The organism is Streptomyces sp. PA03-5A, assembly GCF_033792725.1.
Taxonomy (GTDB): Bacteria; Actinomycetota; Actinomycetes; order Streptomycetales; family Streptomycetaceae; genus Actinacidiphila.
The window spans coordinates 31,552-51,225 of sequence record NZ_JARAVL010000035.1; the positions used below are offsets into that span (position 1 = coordinate 31,552).

Consider the following 19,674-nt stretch of genomic DNA (forward strand, 5'->3'; position numbering starts at 1 on the left):
GCGAGTGGCAACGGCCGGGGTCAGCGATGCGGACGGCGTTGCCGGCGCCGCCCGGTGTGGTGTCGAAGAGCAGCAGGGAGGGAAGCGCCTCGGCGCTGGTGTGCACGGTGCCGTCGATTTCGTCGCGGCTGGACCGACGCACACCCAACAACGTGACAACGCCGTCGAGCTGTGTACCGCGGTCTACGCGGTGCGGCGGGTGTCAGGACTCGAAGCTCCTGACACCCGCCGCAGTACCGTCCGGACGGTCCACGTCACCGGCTGCGGCGACTCACTTGCCGTGCTGCATGTACGCGCGGACCACGGTCTGCTGGACGCTGTTGCCGGCGGCGTCCGTCGCGGTCACCCGCAGCGTCACATACTTGTCGCCGTGCAGGTCGGACGGGCGCTCCACAGTGACGGTGAACTGCCCGTTGCTGCCGTTGGGCACCGCACGTGCCTTGGCGAAGTTCTTCCCGTCCTCGAACGAGGCCTCCACCTTCAGCTTCACCCCGCGCGGGGCGGCCATGCCGTCCTGCATGCGGGCTGTCAGGCCGAAGGTGTGCGTACGCGCCGAGCCCACCGAGTTCTGCATGTCGACCGGCACGTCGTAGTCCAGCTGGAGCAGCGGCAGCGGGGTCTCCCCGGCCGTGGTGCCCGAGTGGAAGGTCCACGACGTGAAGGTCTTGGTGCCGAACTCCCAGTCGTCCGAGTCGCGAGCCGTCGTCACGTCCAGCCGGTACTCGGCGTCGCCCGCCGGCACCTCGAACTTGCCCGCCGCTCCCCTGTCGGACTCGGCGATCTGCTCCCCGTCGCGGTACAGCACCGCCACGGCTGTGTCAGGCTCGTCGTCGGCCCCGGCAGCCCCGGCGGCGATGGGGCCGAAGTTGGAGAGCTCCGCGAACGACCAGTGACCGGTGCCGGAATCGTTGAACTCCGGGATGTCCACCGACAGGGTGTCACCGTGGCGCACCGACTTCCGGGACCACCCACGCGGGATCGACGGGCGGACCACCGCCCCGAACCACCGCTCCGTGGCGCGCTGGCCGTGCCGGTAGGTGTGCGGGGCATCCTGCGACCCGACCGTCCACGCCCAGCTGGGTATCAACCAGGGGACATCGTGGTGCACCACATGGTTCCACAGCGTGTCCTCGGCGCTGCTCACGTACTCGACGCGTTTCTGTCCCTGCGGAACGTAGCGGGCCCACTGGTTGAGGATGACGTCCTCGTAGGACCGCCACCCGAAACGCTGCTCGATCGCCCAGGACGAGGCGCCGGTGCGGGCGTAGGTGCTGCGCACCACGGCGCTGTTCCGCTCCGAGACGGTGTAGACCGTCTTCTCGGGGATGGAGCCCTTCCAGACCGGCAGCACGTCGTACAGGTACGGGCTGCGCACCGTGCCGGTGAACTTCACCGTCGTGGTGCCCTGCTTGATGCGCTCCAGCAGGGCCGTTCCGTTCGTCCAGTCGGTCCGCATGGCCGGCAGCTCCATCCGGTCACCGTCCGGCTGCCAGCGGCCCCACACGGCGTGCCCGACCGGCTCCCACGCGAACAGGACCGCCTTGGCCCCCGCGTCTGCCGCGAGTCGCATGAACTCGGAGTAGTCCTCGGGCCACTTGTACCGTGCGACGGCCAGCTTTCCACGGACATCGCTCAGGTCGGGCTGCTCCACCGATCCGGCGTCAACGGCGGTCAGCTGCGCACCCCGGTCCCCGAAGACCGGGGAGAACGCCTCGTAGAACGGGGCGAACCGCAGCGAGCTGCCGGAGACGTCCGCCTGCAGTTGCGGGGCCGTCATCTGCCAGCGCGAGTAGTACTCGAAGGTGCCGTCGGTGACCGGGGCCGTGGGGGTGACGTAGAGGTGAATGGCGTCGTAGTACTGGGAACCGAAGCTCATGCTGCGGCCGTCGATCTGGCGGTGGAACATGGTGCTGACGACGCCGTGCTCTTCGGCTGGACGCGGAGTACGGATCTTCACCTCGCTGAGCTTGGTGAAGTCCAGCGTCACCGTCGTGTCCTTGGTGACCTTCACCTCGGGGACGACGATCTCATCTGCCTCGTCGCCCGCATCGGACGCCTGGGTGAACAGGCCGGAGACGAGGTACGTGCCTTCCTCCACCATGGTGAATCCGGCGTCCGGGTCCGTGTAGCTCACGAGTCCGTCCGGACCCCAGATGTTCGCGAGACGACCATGCTGGACCTGGCCGTCGCGCAGGCGGTAGTCCACGGTCAGCCGGTGCTGGGGGGCGTGCACCGCGAGGGAGACCGTGGTGTGGGCGAGTACGGTGCCGTCGGCGGACTTGGCGGTGAGGTATCCGTAGTACTTGCCGCGGACCGCATGCGCCGCGTCGGTGTGCAGCGGGACCTCCGCTGTGGCGCCGGGGGCCAGTCGCACGCTGTCGGAGCCGAGGCCGACCACCCCGTCGGGGAGCGCACGACCGCCCTCGGTGGCCAGGCTGACGGCCAGGGAGAGCGTGAACGGACGGTCACCGGTGTTGGTGTAGTGAACGGTGGCCGTCTCGCCCCCGCTGCCGCCGGTGTGCAGCGGGGCGAGGGTGACCGAGCCGGTGGCGGTGACCGGGCCCGTGGCCGCGGCCAGGTCGATGCGGCCGCCCCCCTGCTCGGTGACCTTGGTGCCGGGCACCGTGTGCGCGGTGCTGGTCAGCGCGTCCTTGAGCTGCTGGGCGTTCCAGCCGGGGTGCTGCTGGGCCAGCAGCGCGGCGGCGCCGGCCACGTGCGGGGTGGCCATGGAGGTCCCGGACAGTGCGACGTAGTGGGTGTCGACCGGGTCGCCGAGGGTGGTGCCGGCCGCGCGGGCGGCGACGATGCCGACGCCGGGGGCGGTCACGTCGGGTTTGACCGCGTCGTCTCCCGAGCGCGGGCCGCGGCTGGAGAAGGGGGCGAGGGAGTCGTCGCGGTCGACGGCCCCCACGGTCAGCGCGGCGTCGGCCGCGCCCGGGGTATTGATGGTGGACTGGTCAGGGCCGGAGTTGCCCGCCGCAACGACGAAGAGCGTACCGGTTGAGGCTGTCAGGGAGTTGACGGCCTCACTCATCGGGTCGGTACCGTCGCTGTCCTCACCACCGAGGCTCATGTTGACGACCTTGGCGTGCTCGCCGACCGCCCACTCCATGCCGTCGATGACGCCCGACTCGTCGCCGAAGCCGTAGTCGCCCAGGACCTTGCCGATCAGCAGGTCGGCCTTGGGCGCCACGCCGCGGCGGCTGCCGCCGGACGCGGCGCCGGTGCCGCCGACGATGGATGCGACGTGTGTGCCGTGCCCGAAGTGGTCGCCGGTGTCCGGGGCATCGGAGAAGTTCCTGGCCTCCGCGATGCGGCCGGCGAGGTCGGGGTGGTTCGCGTCGACACCGCTGTCGAGCACGGCCACCTTGACGCCCTGGCCCTCGTAGCCGGCCTTCCAGGCGGTGGGGGCGTTGATCTGCGCGGTGCTGCGGTCCAGCACCGACTTCACCTTGCCGTCCAGCGAGATGCGCGGGGTGACCGCGGCACGCGCGGCGTCCGAGCCCCCGTCGGAGTTCAGGGTCTTCCAGAACTTCCCCAGGTCGTCGCCGTCGACCCGCACCGACCGGGCGTCGATGCTCTCCAGAGCGCGGGAGGGCGTCCTGGCCGCGTTGAACGCCACGAGCCGGTCGGCGGTGGCCGCGGCGGCCTTCGCCGCCTGCGCGGTGACCCTCGCCCCGGCCCGCGACGGCGCCGAGGAGACGATCAGCGGCAGCGCGGGGGTGTGGGCCTCGTCGTAGCCCTCGGCGATCAGCGCCGTGACGTTGAACAGCCGCCGGTCCAGGGTGCCGGTGGTGACGAGCGACTCGGCGTCCGACGGCATCACGGTCAACTGCTTGTCGTCGCCCTCCCGCGTCCGGAAGGCCATCCGCTCGCGGCCGGGTCCGGGCTGCACCGACGCCGTATGGCGTCCGTCGGGCAGCGTGGTCACGGTCACCCGGTCACCGGTAAGCAGCCGCACGGTCGCAGAGTGCGCCCTCGGCACGGCAGCAGGACGCACGGCGGCCCCGGCGTCTGCCGCCTGGGTCGCGAAGGCGGCCGGTACGGCGCCGACAACCAGCGCCAATCCTGTTGTTATCGCCGCCGTCAGGCGGATTCTGGACATCGGTGGGACAACCTCTCGTTTGGGTGGAGGTAAGAACTTTCGAATGAATTGACTGTCGAAGTAGCCAGCGTTACTGACTCGGGTGTCGCAACTACGACATGTCTCCATGGCGAGACAAGTGGCCTGTGCGCCGCCGCGCTGTCAGCGCGGCCGCGAACGCCCGTGGTGGTGGGCCGAACGCGCGGCTGCGGATCGACTGCTCCGGCTCAGACCACGCCGTCCCGCGAACGGGGTGCGCACGAGGTCCCCAGTGATCTGGCGTCAAGGAGCCGGAGCGAGCCCGGCGCGACGAGGTTCGCCATGGCAGGGTGGACCTCGTTGAGTGGGACTGCGGCCAAGAGGCTCTGATCCGACCGCGAGGAACGGCGGTCAGAAGGTGAGCTTCCAGCTGTTGATGTAACCGCTGTCGTGGCGGTACGCGTCCTGGACCTTCAGTTTCCAGGTGCCGTTGGCGGTCTCGCTGGAGGCGTTGACGGTGTAGGTGGCGACGACGTTGGCGGCCGAGTCGAAGCCGTCGGACCTCTTCAGCCGGTACAGAGTGCCGTCCGGGGCCACCAGGTCGATGGCCACGTCACCGCGGTAGGGGTGGACGATGTTGACGTCGATCTGCAACGTGCTCGGCGCATGGCCTGCGCGACCGGTGATGTTGACGGTGGAGTACACGGCGGCGCCGGCGTCCGGGATGGCCACGTCGGTGGTGTTCTGGAAGACGTTGCCGCCGACGGTGGAGACACCCCAGCCGAACGTCGCCGAACCGGTGAGGTTGAAGGAGTCCTTGACCGTGACTGTCACATTGCTGAGGCCCACGCTGGTCGGTGTGCCGGAGATCAGACCGGTGCTCGCGTTGATCGACAGGCCGGCCGGTAGACCGGTGGCCGAGTAGGTCAGCGCTCCGGGGTTGTTGGTGCCGGCCTCGATCTGCAGGCTCGAGGCGGTGTTGACGACCGTGTTCTGGTCGACCGGCTTGGTGACCGTGACGCGGCCTGCGACGCCGATGGCGGCCCAGGTGTCGGCGACCGTGTTGTAGGTGGCGCTGCCGGCGCCCCACAGGTCAGCGGCAGCCTGCAGGGTTCCGGCGCGGGCGCCCGAGTAGTCGGTGGTGGAGGTGAAACGCTCGGTCAGGGCCTTGTACCAGAGCTTGGCGGCGTTGTCCCGGCCGATGCCGGGGACCGGGCGGCCGTTGGCGGTGGGGCTGTTGTAGCCGACGCCGTTGATCACCTTCGCACCGCTGCCCTCGGACAGCAGGTAGAAGAAGTGGTTCGCCGGGCCGGACGAGTAATGGACGTCGAGGTTCTTGAGGCCGGCATACCAGTTGTCGACCGATGCGCCGTCCCGCGAGGGCTTGTCCATGTAGCGCAGCGGGCTGCCGTCACCCTGAACGTCGATCTTCTCGCCGATGAGGTAGTCGCCGACGTCGCCGGCGTTGTTCGCGTAGAACTCGACCGAAGTGCCGAAGATGTCGGAGGTCGCCTCGTTGAGGCCGCCGGACTCGCCGCTATAGATCAGACCCGCGGTGGCGGCAGTGACGCCGTGGCTCATCTCGTGGCCGGCGACGTCCAGCGTGGTCAGCGGGTGGCTGTTGTGGGGACCGTCACCGTAGGTCATGCAGAAGCAGTCGTTGTCCCAGAACGCGTTGAAGTAGTCGTCGCCGTAGTGGGTGCGTGAGTAGGCGGCGACTCCGTCGTTGCGGATGCCGTTGCGGCCCATCACGAGCTTGTAGAAGTCCCAGGTGACCTGGGCACCGTAGGCGGCGTCCACACCGGCGGTCTGGGCGTTGGACGGCAGGCCGTCGCCCCAGGTGTCCGTGGCGTTGGTGAACAGGGTGCCGGTGCCGTCGGTTCCGCGGTTCAGGTCGTACGTCGAGTGTCCGCCACGAATGTTGTCGGTCATGCTGTACGTCGAGCCGGACAGTGTGGTCCCGATGGTGACCTTGCCGCTGTACTGGCTGTTGCCGACGCCGGTCTCGATCCCCTGGTACTCGAAGAGCTTGGCACCGGTCCTCGCATCCGTGATGACATGCAGCCGGCTCGGAGTACCGTCGTCCTGCAGTCCGCCGACGACGGACTCCCAGGCCAGGGCCGGCGCGCCGGAAGCCGCCCAGACCACCTTGCGGGAGGTGGTGACGGCCGGGCTGGTGCCGCCCTCGGCCTTGGCGCGGCCGATCGCGAAGGTCTTGGCCGAATCGGCGGACCGGGTCGCGGTGGTGCTCGGCACGCTGATGGTCGCGTTGACGGCCTTGTCGACCCCCTTCGAGGTTCCGTCAGCCGCCGTGTGCACGACCAGGTCGCCGCCGAGGACCGGCAGGCCCGCGAAGGTGCGCTCGTAACGGGTGTGCACGGAGCCGTCGGCGTCCTTGAGGACCGACTTGGCGATCAACTGCTCCCGGGCTCCCAGGTGCAGCGACCGGGCAGTGGCTGCACGGTCCGCCTGGGCAGCCTTCAGGAGCTTCGCCTGCTCCGAGGTCGAGAGCTGGACAGGAAGCGCGCCCGCTCGGGGCTGGACCCGGACGGGGTTGGCGTGCGCCTGGGGCGTGCCGGCCGTCGCGCTGCCGGATGACGCGGCGACAGCGAGCAGCGCAGCACTGGCTATGAGTGCGCCGGCGGTGACTGTGCTGCGGCGTGATCGTCTCACTCGGACTCCTACTGCGGCGACCGCTCGATGGCGGCCGGTGACAATCCGAGCAGTGGGTCTTGGTGCTGCCCGGTCAGAACTGGCGGTTTGGTGGGGATATACGGGGTTGCTGCGTCGAGGGCGGTCACAGCGTGTTGAAACACCTTGTGACACCGTTGGGGTGCATCCCTCAGAAATAGGCCACCAGAGCGACACGTGTCACTGACCTCAGGTGTCGTAACCGCGACATGTCTCAACGCCGACATGCACCGTCTGCCACTGCCACCTTGCCGGCGCGGGGATTTGTCATGAATTTGAGCTCTGCTCGGTGGTCAGTGGTGGCGCTGAGTCCCTACCCGCGCTCATGAGGCACCACTGATGTCAACCCTCCTCGCGCGCACCGCGGCGCGGTGGGGGTGTCCACAACGGCCCGAGCAGCATTGGCGGCCGGCATGGCCGCACTGGGAACACTGACGCACCTAACCGACGATTCTCGCCGGCAAGCTGTATCGCCCTGTGAGGTCGGGGACGCGGCCGGCGGGTGGTTGCCCATGCAGCGTGGTGTGTCCGCGGGGTGATTGTAGGTGTGGAGTCACTGCGGGAACGCCTCTCGGCGTTCGGCTTCTGACTGGCAGGGGCGAGCGCAGGCCCACTCGTCCCGCCGGGAGGTGCCCCCGCAGCCGAGGTTGGGGCGGCCGTGGCGGGTGCGGGGCCGGGCGGGGTCGCGGTGTACGGAGCTGTTGCGGCCGCCCTGGTCCTGCCGTGGATCCTGCGTCCGCCGCCGTCGGGGATGCTGCGAGCCGGGGTCCGGCGAGGGCCGTGGAGGGGCCGGCTGGAGCGGTGGGCCCGGCGTTGGGCGGTGGTGGGTGAGACCTCGAAGCGTTCGGTGGCCCGGCGACGCGGCCAGCCGTCGGCCACGAGGCGGCGGGCCAGGCGCAGCTGTCCGGTCTCCGCTGGAGTGCGGTGGCGCCCGGCGACGAGGCCTGCCCGCTCGCCAGGCCACACCGTGGTCACGCCCCGGCCAGCAGCGCCCCCAGTGCCTCAGCCGTCTCCGGGTAACGGTCGAGCAGTGCCGCGCCCGCCAGCTCGGGTTCTGGCGTCGCCCAAGGGTCGTTGCAGCCCAGGAGGTGGGCCAGTGCGTCGGTGGTTGCCGGGTGGGCAGCGAGGAGGCTCACGCCGCGGGGGGACTGGTGGGCAGGGGTCAGGGCCGGCGGCGTCGGTTGGGCGGCGCGCCACGGGGGGACCCACTCGTCCAGGGCCGCGAGGCGGCCGGGGAAGATGCGGCCCGCTTCGCGGATGAGGAGGGGGGCCAGGTTCGTGCCGCCCGCGCGGAGGCTCATGATCAGGGTGGGGAGCCACGGGAGGAGGACCTGGTCGGGCAGGCGGGCGAAGGCGTTGGAGACGGCCTCCACCACGACGTCGGCGAGGCCCGGGACCGGTTCCAGGGCGTGGAGGAGGCCGCTGAGGTAGCGGGGGTAGGCGGGGACCACCAAGGGGTTGGCGAGCAGCGCGTCGCACTTGGCACGCAGTTCGGCGCGGGTCAGGGTTCCGAGGTGGACCTGGGCTGCCCACAGCAGGGCCGTCTTCGACGGGTCCTGTGGGTGGGACTGCGCGACGGCCAGTTCCAGCTGGGTGCGGTCGCAGCCCAGTGACAGGGCCAGGGTCTCCATGCTGAACAGGAAGCCCAGCATGGCCGCCACCTGGCGGACGGTGGCGTCGTCGTCGGTGAACGCGGTCGGCAGCAGGGTGCAGTAGTGCGCGTAGCCGGCCTTGGTGAAGGACTCGATCCACGACGGCAGCGCCGGTTCACTGGTGCGGTAGTAGGAGAGGAGACGGCGGACGCGGTGCAGCACCTCCGGGGCGCCGTCGACAGTGCGCTCGGCCGACAGTACTTCCAGGGCGCGGGTGCCGAGTTCGTCGGCGAGGCGGCGGCTGTTCAGGTAGAGGGTGGCGTCCTCGACGGCTTCCAGGACGGTCGCCGCGGTGGCCTTCGGGTCGTAGGCGCGGCGGCGCAGGCGTTGTTCCAGGACCTGCTCGATGCTGACGCCCTCGTACCCGAGCTCGATGAGGGCGCGCTGGTGGGTGCCGAGGGCCAGGTCCCAGGACTCCTGGATCGGGCGCTCGCCGAGCTTCCGCTCGCCCATGATGGGCCGGGCGGTGCCCTCGGGCATCAGGCGGCGGAGCATCCACAGGACGTCGGAGCACGGGCCGAGTTCCGGCCGGCCGGCGATGTCGAGCAGGGCGCGCTGCACGCCGCGTTGCTGGAGCTTGAGGCCCAGGGGTGCGAGCCGGTCGTGGACGTCGCGGGCGAGGGGCGGCAGGGCGTCGTAGCCGACCTGGCCGATGCGGTCGCCGCCCATCATGATCTCGACGATCCGGCGTACGTCGCGCCGGCCGGGCACCGCGTCCTTCTCGATGCAGGTGACGGCCGCGTCCTGGAAGTCGTACGGCGTGGGCTTGGCCCGGTCGCGCATCCCGGCCAGCAGGATCGACGTCTCGAACACGGCGATGGCGTCGGCGGTGGAGGCGAGGTAGCCGTTGCGGCGGGCGGCGCGCACGATCTCCACCGACCAGCCGAGCAGTTCGGCCTCGTCCAGTTGGTCCAGGGCGGGCGGGCGCTGCAGGAAGCCGGTCAGCTGGTCGGCGGCCACAGCCTGAGGGGCGGGTGCCGGGGTCTTGGCGGGCGGCGTCGTCTTTTTCGTGCCTGTTTGTCCCGTCAGGCGGTACGGCTTGACGCGGGTGCGCTTGAGGTTCTTCGTCCACTGCGTCGCGGCGATCGACACCGAGCCCGCGGCGAGGCCGAACTGCGCCTCGATCGCCGCGTGGCTGGACGGGATCAGGCCGTGCAGCCACTTGGTGGCGGTGCGCGGGGTGATCTCAAAGGTGTCGGCGCCGTCCACGCCGAACTCGGCGACGCGGCTGGCTGCGTGGAAGGCGCCGCAGACGTAGAGGCAGTCCGCCGGGTCGGTGGCGGTGGCGGACAGGTGCTCACGCATCCGGGTCCACATGTGGCGCTCGCGGTCCTCGTCCACGCGCACCCGGTGCGGGTCGCCGGGGGCGAGGCGCCGGAAGAGGCTGCCGATGAGGAACATGACCTGGCGGTAGGTGTCGTGGTCGGCGTCGCCGAGCGGCAGCTCCACGTACTGGTGCCACCACTCCGACCAGTGCCGCACCCGGCCGTGGCGCAGCAGGTGCTCCTCCAGTTCGGCGAAGCGCGGCCGCAGGTCGCCGATCTCGACGCCGACCGCGTCGCCGTGCAGCGCGGCCTCCTCCTCGGCGGGCGGCGCGTCCGGGTCGTCCGGTCCGGCTGGCTGCTCGGCACGGGCGTCCCACTGGAAGACGTGGTCGGAGGAGCGGTCGACCAGGACGAGCTCCACGCCCGGGGTGTCCAGCGCGTAGGCGATGGCCTGGTACTCCGCCGAGGCCTCGGTGATCGGGGCGACCACCGACAGCGGGGCCCAGTCGGCGGGGAAGCCGTCGGCCTCGCTCGCGTACGCCTGGACCGCGACCGGCAGCCGGCAGTTGCGCAGCTCGGTCAGCAGCGGTGTCATGTCCTCGCACAGCTCCAGGTACACGACCTTGGGCTGCTTCTCGCGCAGGCGGCGTGCCATGGCGACGGCCGAGGCGGGCGAGTGGTGGCAGACGGGGAAGACCTCCAGCGGCTCGCGCACCGCGCGGTCGACGTCGTCGACCATGCCGAGGAGGATGCCCTCCAGGGCGTCGGGCCCGTCGGCGAACGTCGTGGCGGCTTCGCGGAGCTGACTGCGCAGCGCCTCGAAGGTGCCCTCGTAGGTACCGCTCATGACAGCGTGGCGATCGCGTCGCGGCCGCCCTCCAGGAACTCGGGCCAGGCGCCGCCCTCGTCCTTGCTGCGCGGCTCGACGACCCCGTGCAGGTACTTGTTGAGAATCGCCAGGTCCTCGGGCTCGCGCCGGGCCAGCGAACCGACGAGAGAGGACGCGAGGGCGCGGGCGGTCAGGGCCCGCTCACCGAAGAAGTTGCTGTGCAGGATGGAGTCCTCCAGCACGCCGATCTGCTCGGCGGTGGAGAGGGCGGACTCCAGCTTCTCGTCGTCGCTGCCGGCCGCGGCCGCCGAGGCGCGCAGGTCGGCGAAGCTCTGCAGCAGCACGTCGAGCAGGGTCGGCGGCACGTCGAGCTCTATCTGGTGGCGACGCAGCAGCTCCTCGGTGCGGAAGCGGACGATCTCCGCCTCGCTCTTCTTGTTCGTCACGACGGGGATGCGGACGAAGTTGAAGCGGCGCTTGAGCGCGGAGGACAGGTCGTTTACCCCGCGGTCGCGGCTGTTGGCGGTGGCGATGATGGAGAAGCCGGGCTTGGCGAAGACGATGTTGTCGCTGTCGCCGTCCAGTTCAGGGACGGAGATGTACTTCTCGGAGAGGATGGAGATCAGGGCGTCCTGGACGTCGCTGGTGGAGCGGGTGAGCTCCTCGAAGCGGCCGATGGCGCCGGTCTCCATGGCGGTCATGATCGGCGAGGGGATCATCGACTCCCGTGACTGGCCCTTGGCGATGACCATGGACACGTTCCAGGAGTACTTGATGTGGTCCTCGGTGGTGCCGGCCGTGCCCTGGACGACGAGGGTGGAGTTGCGGGAGATCGCGGCGGAGAGCAGCTCGGCGAGCCAGCTCTTGCCGGTGCCGGGGTCGCCGATGAGCAGCAGGCCGCGGTCGGAGGCGAGGGTGACGATGGAGCGCTCGACGAAGCTGCGGTCGCCGAACCACTTCTGTGCGATCTCACGGTCCAGGCCGTCGGAGGGCTCGGAGCCCAGGATGAACAGGCGGACCATCTTGGGCGACAGGCGCCAGGAGAAGGGCTTGGGGTTGTCGTCGACCGACTCCAGCCAGTCCAGTTCCTCGGCGTACTTGGTCTCGGCGGGGGCGCGCAACAGGTCGGACATGAGGGGCCTTTCGGGCATGGTGGGGTGCTGCTCGGGTTGTCTTGGGTGCTTCGTGGTGCCTTGGACTGCCTGGGGGCGCTCAGGCGAGGAACGTCTTCAGCTCGTGGACGAGCTTGCGTATGTGACCGGAGAGCACCGGAGTGCCGAGGTCCTTGAACCGCTCCCGGAACCACGGGTTGACGCTGCCGCGGCCGGAGCTGGTCACCGAGCCGACGGGGATGAACTTGACCCCCGAGCGGTGGAGAGCGGCCATGCTCTCGAACAGCGGCTCCGTCCGCCATTCGTAGAAGTCGGAGATCCACACGACGACGGTGTTGCGGGGCTCGGCGACCTTCGGCTGCGCGAGCGCCATGGCGACCGTGCCGTCGGTGCCGCCGCCGAGCTGGGTGCGCAGCAGGGTCTCGAAGGGGTCGTGGACCCAGGGCGTGAGGTCGAGCGCCTGCGTGTCGTACGCGATGAGGTGGACGTCCACCTTCGGCAGCCCGGCGAAGATCGAGGCCAGGATGGTGCAGTTCACCATCGAGTCGACCATCGAACCCGACTGGTCCACGACGACGATCAGCCGCTGGGGTGTCGTCTTGCGGGCGGTGTGCCGGTAGTAGAGGCGGTCGACGTAGAGCCGCTGCTCCTCCGGGCTCCAGTTGGTGAGGTTCTTCCAGATCGTGCGGTCGAGGTCGAGGTTGCGGAACACCCGCTTGGGCGGGATGGAGCGGTCGATCGCGCCGACCGACGCCTTCTCGACCTGCGTGCGCAGCACTTCGGCGACCTCGTCGACGAAGCGGCGGATCAGGGACTTGGCGTTGGCCAGGGCGACGCCCGAGAGGTTGTTCTTGTCCCGCAGGAGCTGCTCGATCAGGGACATGCTCGGGGTCAGTTGTGCGGCGAGGTTGGGGTCGGCCAGGACTTCGCGCAGGTGCATCCGCTTGACGAGGTCGGCCTCGATGGATCCGAGTTCGGGGCCGATCGCCGGGATCAGCCGGCTGAGGTCGGGGGTGGTGCCCCCGCCGCCGGTGCCGGTCGGGCTGACGCCGGGTCCTGCCGCCCGTCCCCCGGCACCGCCACCTCCACGACCGCCCCGCAGCTCGCCGGGGCGGCAGCCGAGCGCGCGCTCCAGCCAGCCCGCGTCGGACTGCCAGCGCGCCAGCTGCCCGGCGGTGACCGTGCCGGAGCCGGAGGCGAAGACGTTGAGCAGCACCTTCGACACCAGTGCGGCGCGGCGGACTTCGGCGGCCCGGTCGCGTGCGCCGTCCTCGGGTTCGGGTTCGGGGGTCATCAGGCCGTCGAGTTCGGAGGCCAGCTCCGGGTGGCGCTGCACGATGGAGTCGACGGAGGTCTGCGGGTCCAGCAGCGCGGGCGGCAGGCCGATGTCCTCGACGACGGCGAGGCTCGCCGCTTCCAGGGTGGCCTGTTCCTCGGGGTCGAAGAGTCGGGCCAGCAGGCGCCAGTACAGGACCTGGCGGCGGTTGTCGTGCGGGTCGGCGACGGGCGGCCCGTCGGGGCCGTCGGTGTGCCCGGTGGTCTGTTCGGTCATTTCCGCAGCAGCCTTCCGGCGCGTTCCCGCAGCACGTCCACGGCGTCGGTGGCGGCCTTCTCGGCCTTGACGCCGTTCTTGTCGGTCGTGCCACCCGCCCAGGCCCCGGCGTGGACGGCGACGGCCTTCTTCCGCACCGTCGTCTCGACGGCCAGCGGCTGGACCCGGTACGTCCCCTCGTCCCAGCGGAGGAGAGCGATGCAGGCGCCCGATGCCGCGACCGCCTCGGGGGTGAGCGGCCCGGCGGCCGGAACGCGGTCGGTGTCGACGGCGAGGGACTGCCCGGCGACGGTGAACGTCACCACGCCGTCCTCGAGCCCGGCGGCGTAGCCCTCCACGAACACCGGTACGGCGATGCGCGCCGGGTGGCGGTCCAGGGGCGCGACGACCGGGTCGGCGGCGGTGGGCAGCACGACGCGGGCGGCGGCGAAGGCGTCGGCGGGCTTTCCCGCTTGGGCGTGCGCGTCGTTCCAGAGCAGATCGCCCTCGGCGGTGACCGGCATGCCGGCAAGGTCCATGGAGCGGCCCTCGCTGACGGCGGCCAGCAGCGACATGTGCGGGCGGAGCAGCTGCCAGAGCCCGGCGCCGACGACGGAGTCGGGCTTGGGCGCGGACACGCTCGCGCGCACCAGGCGGGGCGTCGTGCCGTCCGCGGGTTCGAGCACGGCGTGGACCTGGGCCTGTACGGCGGTCGCGTGCTCCTGGAGGTCGACGCCGAGGGGCAGCAGCCGGCCGGTCGCCGTCCCGGTGGCGGGCGCACCGGCCGCGCCGGGCAGCGTCAGCAGCATCCCGCGCGACCACAGGTCGGCCCAGCGGCGTACGGGGAACCGTTCCATGGTGGCCCCGGGGCACGAGGCGGCGAGTTCGGCGGCGAAGCCGTCGAGGAGTGTGGCCAGACGGCGCAGTGCCGGGTCGGGCAGCATCGCGGAGACGATCTGCGCGGCGCCGGACACAAGGTCGTGGTCGATGCCCTGCCAGCCGGAGCGGGCCAGGTCGGACAGCCAGGACCGGGCGGCGGCCAGCAGGTTCGGCGCCTGGCCGCCCTCGGGCTCCGGGGCGCCCTCCTCGGCGCGGGACCGGCCGGTCGCCTCCTGGATCCGGGCTGTCAGCGCGTCGTGGACGGAGCCGAGCAGCGCGGTGCGGGCGGCGGCGAGCACGACGAGGTGATCCTCGCTCGCGGCTCCGGCCGCCGCCTTCTCGGCCGCTTCGGCGACCCTCGTGGCCAGCGGGGTCCCCGCGACGGCGTGGACGAGTTCCGTGAGGCCGGCGGTCTGGGCGGGCTGCGGACGCAGCAGTCCGCTGACGAGCGTCGCGTCGAAGGCGTCTACGGCCGCCAGGGCCTCGTCGAGCCCGGGGAGGGCTTCCGCGAGCAGGTCGTGGCGCATCACGCCACCGCCCTGGTCGGCGGGAACCACTGCATCTCCGGCAGCGGGGCCGTGGTGGGGGCGAGCTCCAGGTAGGCGAGGTGGCGCAAGAAGCGGCTGAAGACCGGTGCCGCGGCCTGCTTGTCCCCCTGCGACGGGCGTGCGCTCGTCATGGCGGCGGTGATGCTCTGCGCGTCCGGCTCGCCGCCCGCGGTCTCCGCCTTGACGTAGCGGGCGACGCGCTCGGCGCCGTACTGCAGCACGGCCTCGACGATGAGGGCCCGTATGTGGTTGCAGAAGCCGCCGCGTGCGCCGCCGCAGGGCCGGTTGTTGTTGGTGCTGCAGGTGAACGCGTAGCTGCCCGCGGCGACCGACGAGACGTAGACCCGCTCGATGTCCGAGCCGCTGGACACCACGCCCTGCAGGCGTCCGTCGGCCAGTTCGACGAACGGTACCTTGGCGAGCTTGCGCGGCATCGCGGGTGCCGTCACCCGTGCCGTGCTCGACCTCTCCCAATCTGACAACGCGCCATCTCCTGTGCAGCATGGGGGTATTCCGCGCCACATCGGCGGGACGTCAATGAACATATCCGCGATCACTGACAACGCCGTCTGGCTCTGCACAGCCCCAGGTCAGGGGCACAGGGAAGGGCACGGGGCGACCTCCGAGAACACCGCTTCACGGCCCTCCCGGCGGTCGGTGTGCCGGAAGGACCACCGGGCGTCCCGGCGGACACCGCGTCACCGCGGTAAGGCGAGCCCACCGCGCTCCGGGAGCGGGGCGGCGAAGCGCCGGCCGCGGGCGCGCAGCGCGTCGACGGCGGTCACGGCCTCCGAAGGCGTGTGCGCAGGTTCGAATCCTGCCGGGGGCACTCGCCGGGTCGCTCGTTAGATTTACCCGCTGACCAGGGCGAATGCCGACACGAGAGGGCGGGAGCCAGTCTGACTGACTCCCGCCCTCCCTCGTTGTCTCTCGGTGTCCGCGCCCACCTCCGACACACCCCCAAGCCGAGCAGGCGAGCCGGGCGAACCGCACCTGAGCCCCGGGTAACACAGCCTCGTCACCGTCACGACCGCGTGCCGGTCGTGACGGCCGGCGCCCTCCACAACAAGCCACGACATCGTCGATGAGCAGGTCTCGCCTGCAGGAAGGGGTCACGGCCTGCTGCTCATCGGTTTCGCTGGGAGAGTGGGCGTACCAGAGCCTTCGCACCGGCGCTCGGCCCGCGCGAAGGCTCCGACGGTAAAACAGTCCCCAGTAGTACTGCGCGTGTCCTGAAGCTCAGTCGTCACTGTCGCCTCGGTATCGCGCCGGCTTGCTGGGGGCCTAAACCACATCCTGTCCAAGTCACTCCGCCGACTAGACGTCCTCATCGACTTTGCGGCTTTTTCGGTGTTATGGCCTAATAACCACTCATTCACAAAATGTGTCGCGAGTCAATAGGTTCTCGGTAAATTTCACAGGAGGCTCCACGCGATCATCTTTGACTGCGGCACCCGGCCCGCCCTGCGCCTACTTCGTGAAGCCGAGCGCAGTATCAGCCCGGCAGTGCGTGCACGCCGGCACCTGCTGCCGCAGCGCATCCAGCGCCTACCCGTTGGATCCGCTGACGGGGGGGGCTGATGCACGATCGCGTGACTTCGCGGTCCGACTGCTCGAAGCCCTCGACGGCGAGGCTCCCCATGTGCGGAGCCACGATGGCAAGCGCCTGAACCCCGTCTGATGGCCCTCCGTAGCATGTCCCGGTGACGAGCGAACCAGAGCACACCACGACTGCGGTGATGCGATCTCTGCCCAAGCCGGAAGCGATCCTCCGCGACACCGACTGGGCCAGTCTGGAGCACCTGTGGGGTCCAGCAGGCGACGTACCCGCTTCGCTGGCGGCCCTGCGCGGTACCGATCCCGTCGTCCACGCGCGCGTCATGGACAAGGACCTCGATTGCCTGCGCCACTCAAACGGCGTCTCCCCCGCCACGGTGCCCGCGGCGTTGTTCATTGCCGCGATCCTTCCCGAGCCAAGTACCGAGATTGAAGGGACCTACTACTCCTGGGACGACCCAGTCGGAGGGGAACGGCGCAGCCTGCTCCGTGTGGAACTGCTCGAATGGCTGGCGTCGCTGGTCTACGACACCGACGACGAGTTGTACGCCAAGCGACGGAGGCGGGGCGAGGTCTCACCGGAGATCGAGGCGGTACGGACTTTGCGGCCGCTGTTCTTCCAGGCAGTCACCCCCTTCCTGGACGACGCCAAGCCGGCCGTACGTCAGGCGGCCCTCATGACAGCCATCTTCCTTTCTGAACACCCCGCTCTGGCAAGCCACCGCCCTGACCTGGCCATCCGTGCCCGCGATCTGCTGACGACCTGCGAACGCCCCCGGTACTACCGGCTCTGCGCCATCGACGGCCTCAAGGCCTGGGGCGAGCCCTACGAAGACCTCATGCGACCTACCGACGTTCGTCCGCCCCGGCCGACAGAACAAGATGGATCGCCGTGGGGTGATGCGGTCTCCATCGACGACCAAGGTCCGGTTGCAGCGACGGCCCGCCCTCCTAGACCACCGGTCTCAACCCCAACGCCTTGCCGAGTTGGTGACGCCTGCCGGTCTGACGCCGTCAAGGGACACTGGGCCGCCACGGTGGCAGTGTGGCAAAGGGCAGGTGGCCATGCGTAGAGAACTGGTACCACTAGAACTAGCCGGAGGCTACTGGGTCATCGGAGATCCTTCGGGGGAACATCTGAAGCTGAAGCCAGAAGGGATATCCCATTGGTCTGATGGCACCGAGCAGCAACTCATCGCCTGGTCACGGCTTATGAACTTCAGTTTGGAGACTCAACCTGGCAAAACAGCAAGCTCAAAGGGCCTCGCGCGAACAGCCAAAATTCTGGCAGATCTGGCGGGAATAGCTGGCGCAGAAGGCCGCCGCCGGCGCGCAGGTACGGATACTGCTGGGCGACCCGGACTCGGAAGCGGTCCGCCAGCGCGGCGACGAGCAGGGCATCGGCGGGGACCTGGCCGCGCGAGCCCGGATCACGCGCCGTTACCTCGAACCGACCATGACCACCCCAGGCGTGGAGGTCAGGTCGCACGACACGATCCTCTACAACTCCATCTACCGCTTCGACGACGACGTCCTCGTCAACCCGCACGTCCTCGGAGCCCCCGCACTACATGCGCAGCTTTGACTCCGCATGGGAGCGCGGTACGACCGCCGTCCGATGACCGCCGACCTGCCCCTGTTCGCCGACGTGTTCCCAGAGCTGGCCGCCGACATCCTGCGCCTCCTTGAGCCGGATGGCGGGGTTCTCAGCGAACAGATCCCAACGCTGCGGTACTACGGCGTATGCACCTGCTCGGCCACGTGCCGCAACCTCCTGACGTCCCCCCAAGGCTCGCCCACCCCCTACATCTGCGAACTGGAGGAGGACGACGAAGTGGGGATCTGGCTCAGCCTCGACCCGACAGGAACCGTCATCGTCGACATCGAGGTCCTGGACGGAAGGGACCTCGGAGAAGCCGCACACCGCCCCTGACCACGAACGAGGCATGTGCGACGCTGGACGCATGGCCCGCGTCGATTACTTCAACGACCCGAACGCCCCGAAGGCAAACAGCATCGTCCCCTCAGTTACAGCAGTCGCCCTCAACGAGGCCGGGGAGATCCTGCTCATCCACAAGACCGACAACAACTTGTGGGCTCTGCCAGGTGGCGGCATCGACGTCGGGGAGTCCGCGCCGGCCGCAGCGGTGCGGGAGACGAAGGAAGAAACCGGGTTCGATGTCGCGGTGACCGGCTTGATCGGCATCTACACCAACCCGGCGCACGTCATGGCCTACGACGACGGCGAGGTACGGCAGCAGTTCTCCATCTGCTTCCACGCCCGCATCACCGGCGGCGCGCTCCGCACCAGCAGCGAGAGCAAAGAAGTGGCGTTCGTCCACCCGAGCAAGCTGGACGAGCTGAACATCCACCCATCGATGCGGATGCGGATCCACCACGGATTGGCCAGTCGCGCCGAGCCCTACATCGGCTGATCGACGAGACGGGCCTGCGTTCTCTCGACAGCCGCCCGCAGGTACGCGCGCGCGTTGCTGATCGCCGTGTGCACTTCGCTACCCGGCTCGTACCGGACCAGAATCTCGTCGATGCGCTGCTCGAAGTCGAAGGATTGACCCGCGGGACCCGTCGTCATGTCGGCGCAGATCAGCGCATCGAGCAACAGGGAGTCCTCCCGCTCATACGCGGCCAGCTCCGCCGACAACCCGCGCTGCTCCGCTTCATAGACGGCCCCGGAGTGATGGGCGACCAAGCGCACGAGCCGTCCAGGAGCGCCCAGAGCTTCCAGGTGCCGTGCACCGTCGACCGGGTGAAAGCCCGTGTCTCGTAGCTCCGGGGCGTAGCCAATGTCGTGCAGCCACGCGGCAGCCACGAGGAGATCACGCTCACCCGCCGGCACAGCCGCGGACACCTCGCGGGCACGCGCTGCAACGGCCTGCGTATGCAGCCATCGGTTCCCAAGCGGCGGCAACAACGACTCGGCCAGTTCGGCCGCTCCCTGGGGCGTGTCCAGCGCAGAAGGCATGAACCGCACGGTAGCTGAGCACCTTGGACACCCGACAGCCCTGGAGCTCCATGAGTTGATCAAGGTGCAGTAGAACCTCGCCCCTCTATGCTTCAGCAGGTGAGTACATCCCAGGTATCAGCGTCAACGACACCACTGCACTCGGTATCTGTGGCCGGAGCCGTGGTGCGCGAGGACGGCCGGCTCCTGGCGATCCGCCGTGCCGACAACAGGGCTTGGGAGCTCCCGGGCGGTGTCCTGGAACTGGACGATGCACCCGAGGACGGCGTCAGGCGCGAGGTCCGGGAAGAGACCGGCATCCACGTCGAGGTGGACAAGCTGACCGGGGTCTACAAGAACACCGCCCGCGGCATCGTTGCCCTGGTCTTCCGTTGCAAGCCCTCCGGCGGCACCGAGCGCACCTCGGACGAGTCCACGGCCGTCGACTGGCTCACGCCCGACGAGGTCGCAGAGCGCATGTCCGAGGTCTTCGCGGTCCGGCTTCTCGACGCACTGGACGGCAACGGGCCCCATGTCCGCAGTCACGACGGACGGCACTTGGCCGCCAACTCCCGTTAGGGACTT

General features: G+C 69.8%; 14 protein-coding genes. 5 read left to right on the forward strand and 9 right to left on the reverse strand.

Translation table 11 applies throughout. The features are described from left to right. Nucleotides 1-271: 271 nt before the first annotated feature. The 8 genes from PV410_RS34240 to PV410_RS34275 all read right to left on the reverse strand — a co-directional run bounded on the left by PV410_RS34240 (nucleotide 272) and on the right by PV410_RS34275 (nucleotide 16,115). Entirely contained in the window at nucleotides 272-3,961 is a 3,690-nt protein-coding gene (locus tag PV410_RS34240; protein WP_500329764.1) for a S8 family peptidase, read from the reverse strand. 513 nt (nucleotides 3,962-4,474) lie between these two features. Then, entirely contained in the window at nucleotides 4,475-6,736 is a 2,262-nt protein-coding gene (locus PV410_RS34245; RefSeq protein WP_500329765.1) for a M4 family metallopeptidase, read from the reverse strand. Between the two features lie 989 nt (nucleotides 6,737-7,725). Next, nucleotides 7,726-10,518, reverse strand: a complete 2,793-nt coding sequence (locus PV410_RS34250; protein ID WP_500329766.1) for a DUF5682 family protein — start codon at nucleotides 10,516-10,518, stop codon at nucleotides 7,726-7,728. Continuing rightward, nucleotides 10,515-11,633, reverse strand: coding sequence for an ATP-binding protein (locus PV410_RS34255; protein ID WP_499514984.1), 1,119 nt, complete (start codon nucleotides 11,631-11,633; stop codon nucleotides 10,515-10,517). Before PV410_RS34255 ends, PV410_RS34250 begins: the two co-directional genes overlap by 4 nt. 79 nt (nucleotides 11,634-11,712) lie before the next feature. After that, a complete protein-coding gene (locus PV410_RS34260; protein WP_500329767.1) occupies nucleotides 11,713-13,164 on the reverse strand; it encodes a vWA domain-containing protein in 1,452 nt (483 codons plus the stop codon). Beyond that, entirely contained in the window at nucleotides 13,161-14,579 is a 1,419-nt protein-coding gene (locus PV410_RS34265) for a hypothetical protein (protein WP_500329769.1), read from the reverse strand. Before PV410_RS34265 ends, PV410_RS34260 begins: the two co-directional genes overlap by 4 nt. Further along, nucleotides 14,549-15,094 carry a hypothetical protein gene (locus PV410_RS34270; RefSeq protein WP_500329838.1) on the reverse strand — a complete coding sequence of 182 codons (546 nt, stop codon included), beginning with the start codon at nucleotides 15,092-15,094 and terminating at the stop codon, nucleotides 14,549-14,551. The genes PV410_RS34265 and PV410_RS34270 overlap by 31 nt, the downstream gene beginning before the upstream one ends. Before the next feature lie 946 nt (nucleotides 15,095-16,040). After that, nucleotides 16,041-16,115 carry a DUF6233 domain-containing protein gene (locus PV410_RS34275; protein ID WP_500329840.1) on the reverse strand — a complete coding sequence of 25 codons (75 nt, stop codon included), beginning with the start codon at nucleotides 16,113-16,115 and terminating at the stop codon, nucleotides 16,041-16,043. 158 nt (nucleotides 16,116-16,273) lie between these two features. Here PV410_RS34275 and PV410_RS34280 point away from each other — a divergent pair, with 158 nt between their 5' ends. From PV410_RS34280 to PV410_RS34295, 4 genes are all read left to right on the forward strand, one after another. Then, on the forward strand, nucleotides 16,274-17,200 hold the full coding sequence (locus PV410_RS34280) for a hypothetical protein (protein WP_500329770.1): 927 nt from the start codon (nucleotides 16,274-16,276) through the stop codon (nucleotides 17,198-17,200). 383 nt (nucleotides 17,201-17,583) lie between these two features. Beyond that, on the forward strand, nucleotides 17,584-17,712 hold the full coding sequence (locus PV410_RS34285; RefSeq protein WP_500329772.1) for a hypothetical protein: 129 nt from the start codon (nucleotides 17,584-17,586) through the stop codon (nucleotides 17,710-17,712). Between the two features lie 33 nt (nucleotides 17,713-17,745). Then, the gene (locus PV410_RS34290) at nucleotides 17,746-18,060 is read left to right on the forward strand and encodes a hypothetical protein (RefSeq protein WP_500329774.1); all 315 of its coding nucleotides are present in this window, start codon (nucleotides 17,746-17,748) and stop codon (nucleotides 18,058-18,060) included. Between the two features lie 31 nt (nucleotides 18,061-18,091). Continuing rightward, nucleotides 18,092-18,562 (forward strand): NUDIX hydrolase, encoded by a 471-nt coding sequence (locus PV410_RS34295; protein WP_500329776.1) that lies wholly within the window; start codon nucleotides 18,092-18,094, stop codon nucleotides 18,560-18,562. Here PV410_RS34295 and PV410_RS34300 read toward each other — a convergent pair. After that, entirely contained in the window at nucleotides 18,550-19,110 is a 561-nt protein-coding gene (locus tag PV410_RS34300) for an HD domain-containing protein (RefSeq protein WP_500329777.1), read from the reverse strand. The genes PV410_RS34295 and PV410_RS34300 overlap by 13 nt on opposite strands. A gap of 87 nt (nucleotides 19,111-19,197) precedes the next feature. Here PV410_RS34300 and PV410_RS34305 point away from each other — a divergent pair, with 87 nt between their 5' ends. Continuing rightward, nucleotides 19,198-19,668, forward strand: coding sequence for an NUDIX hydrolase (locus PV410_RS34305; protein WP_500329778.1), 471 nt, complete (start codon nucleotides 19,198-19,200; stop codon nucleotides 19,666-19,668). Nucleotides 19,669-19,674: the final 6 nt, after the last annotated feature.

Coding starts and splice junctions, on each gene's coding strand:
- PV410_RS34270 (WP_500329838.1), bottom strand. CDS start 15,094: ATGTGGCGCGGAATACCCCCATGCTGCACAGGAGATGGCGCGTTGTCA.
- PV410_RS34255 (WP_499514984.1), bottom strand. CDS start 11,633: ATGTCCGACCTGTTGCGCGCCCCCGCCGAGACCAAGTACGCCGAGGAA.
- PV410_RS34305 (WP_500329778.1), top strand. CDS start 19,198: ATGCTTCAGCAGGTGAGTACATCCCAGGTATCAGCGTCAACGACACCA.
- PV410_RS34295 (WP_500329776.1), top strand. CDS start 18,092: ATGGCCCGCGTCGATTACTTCAACGACCCGAACGCCCCGAAGGCAAAC.
- PV410_RS34260 (WP_500329767.1), bottom strand. CDS start 13,164: ATGACCGAACAGACCACCGGGCACACCGACGGCCCCGACGGGCCGCCC.
- PV410_RS34250 (WP_500329766.1), bottom strand. CDS start 10,518: ATGAGCGGTACCTACGAGGGCACCTTCGAGGCGCTGCGCAGTCAGCTC.
- PV410_RS34290 (WP_500329774.1), top strand. CDS start 17,746: ATGACCGCCGACCTGCCCCTGTTCGCCGACGTGTTCCCAGAGCTGGCC.
- PV410_RS34300 (WP_500329777.1), bottom strand. CDS start 19,110: ATGCCTTCTGCGCTGGACACGCCCCAGGGAGCGGCCGAACTGGCCGAG.
- PV410_RS34285 (WP_500329772.1), top strand. CDS start 17,584: ATGACCACCCCAGGCGTGGAGGTCAGGTCGCACGACACGATCCTCTAC.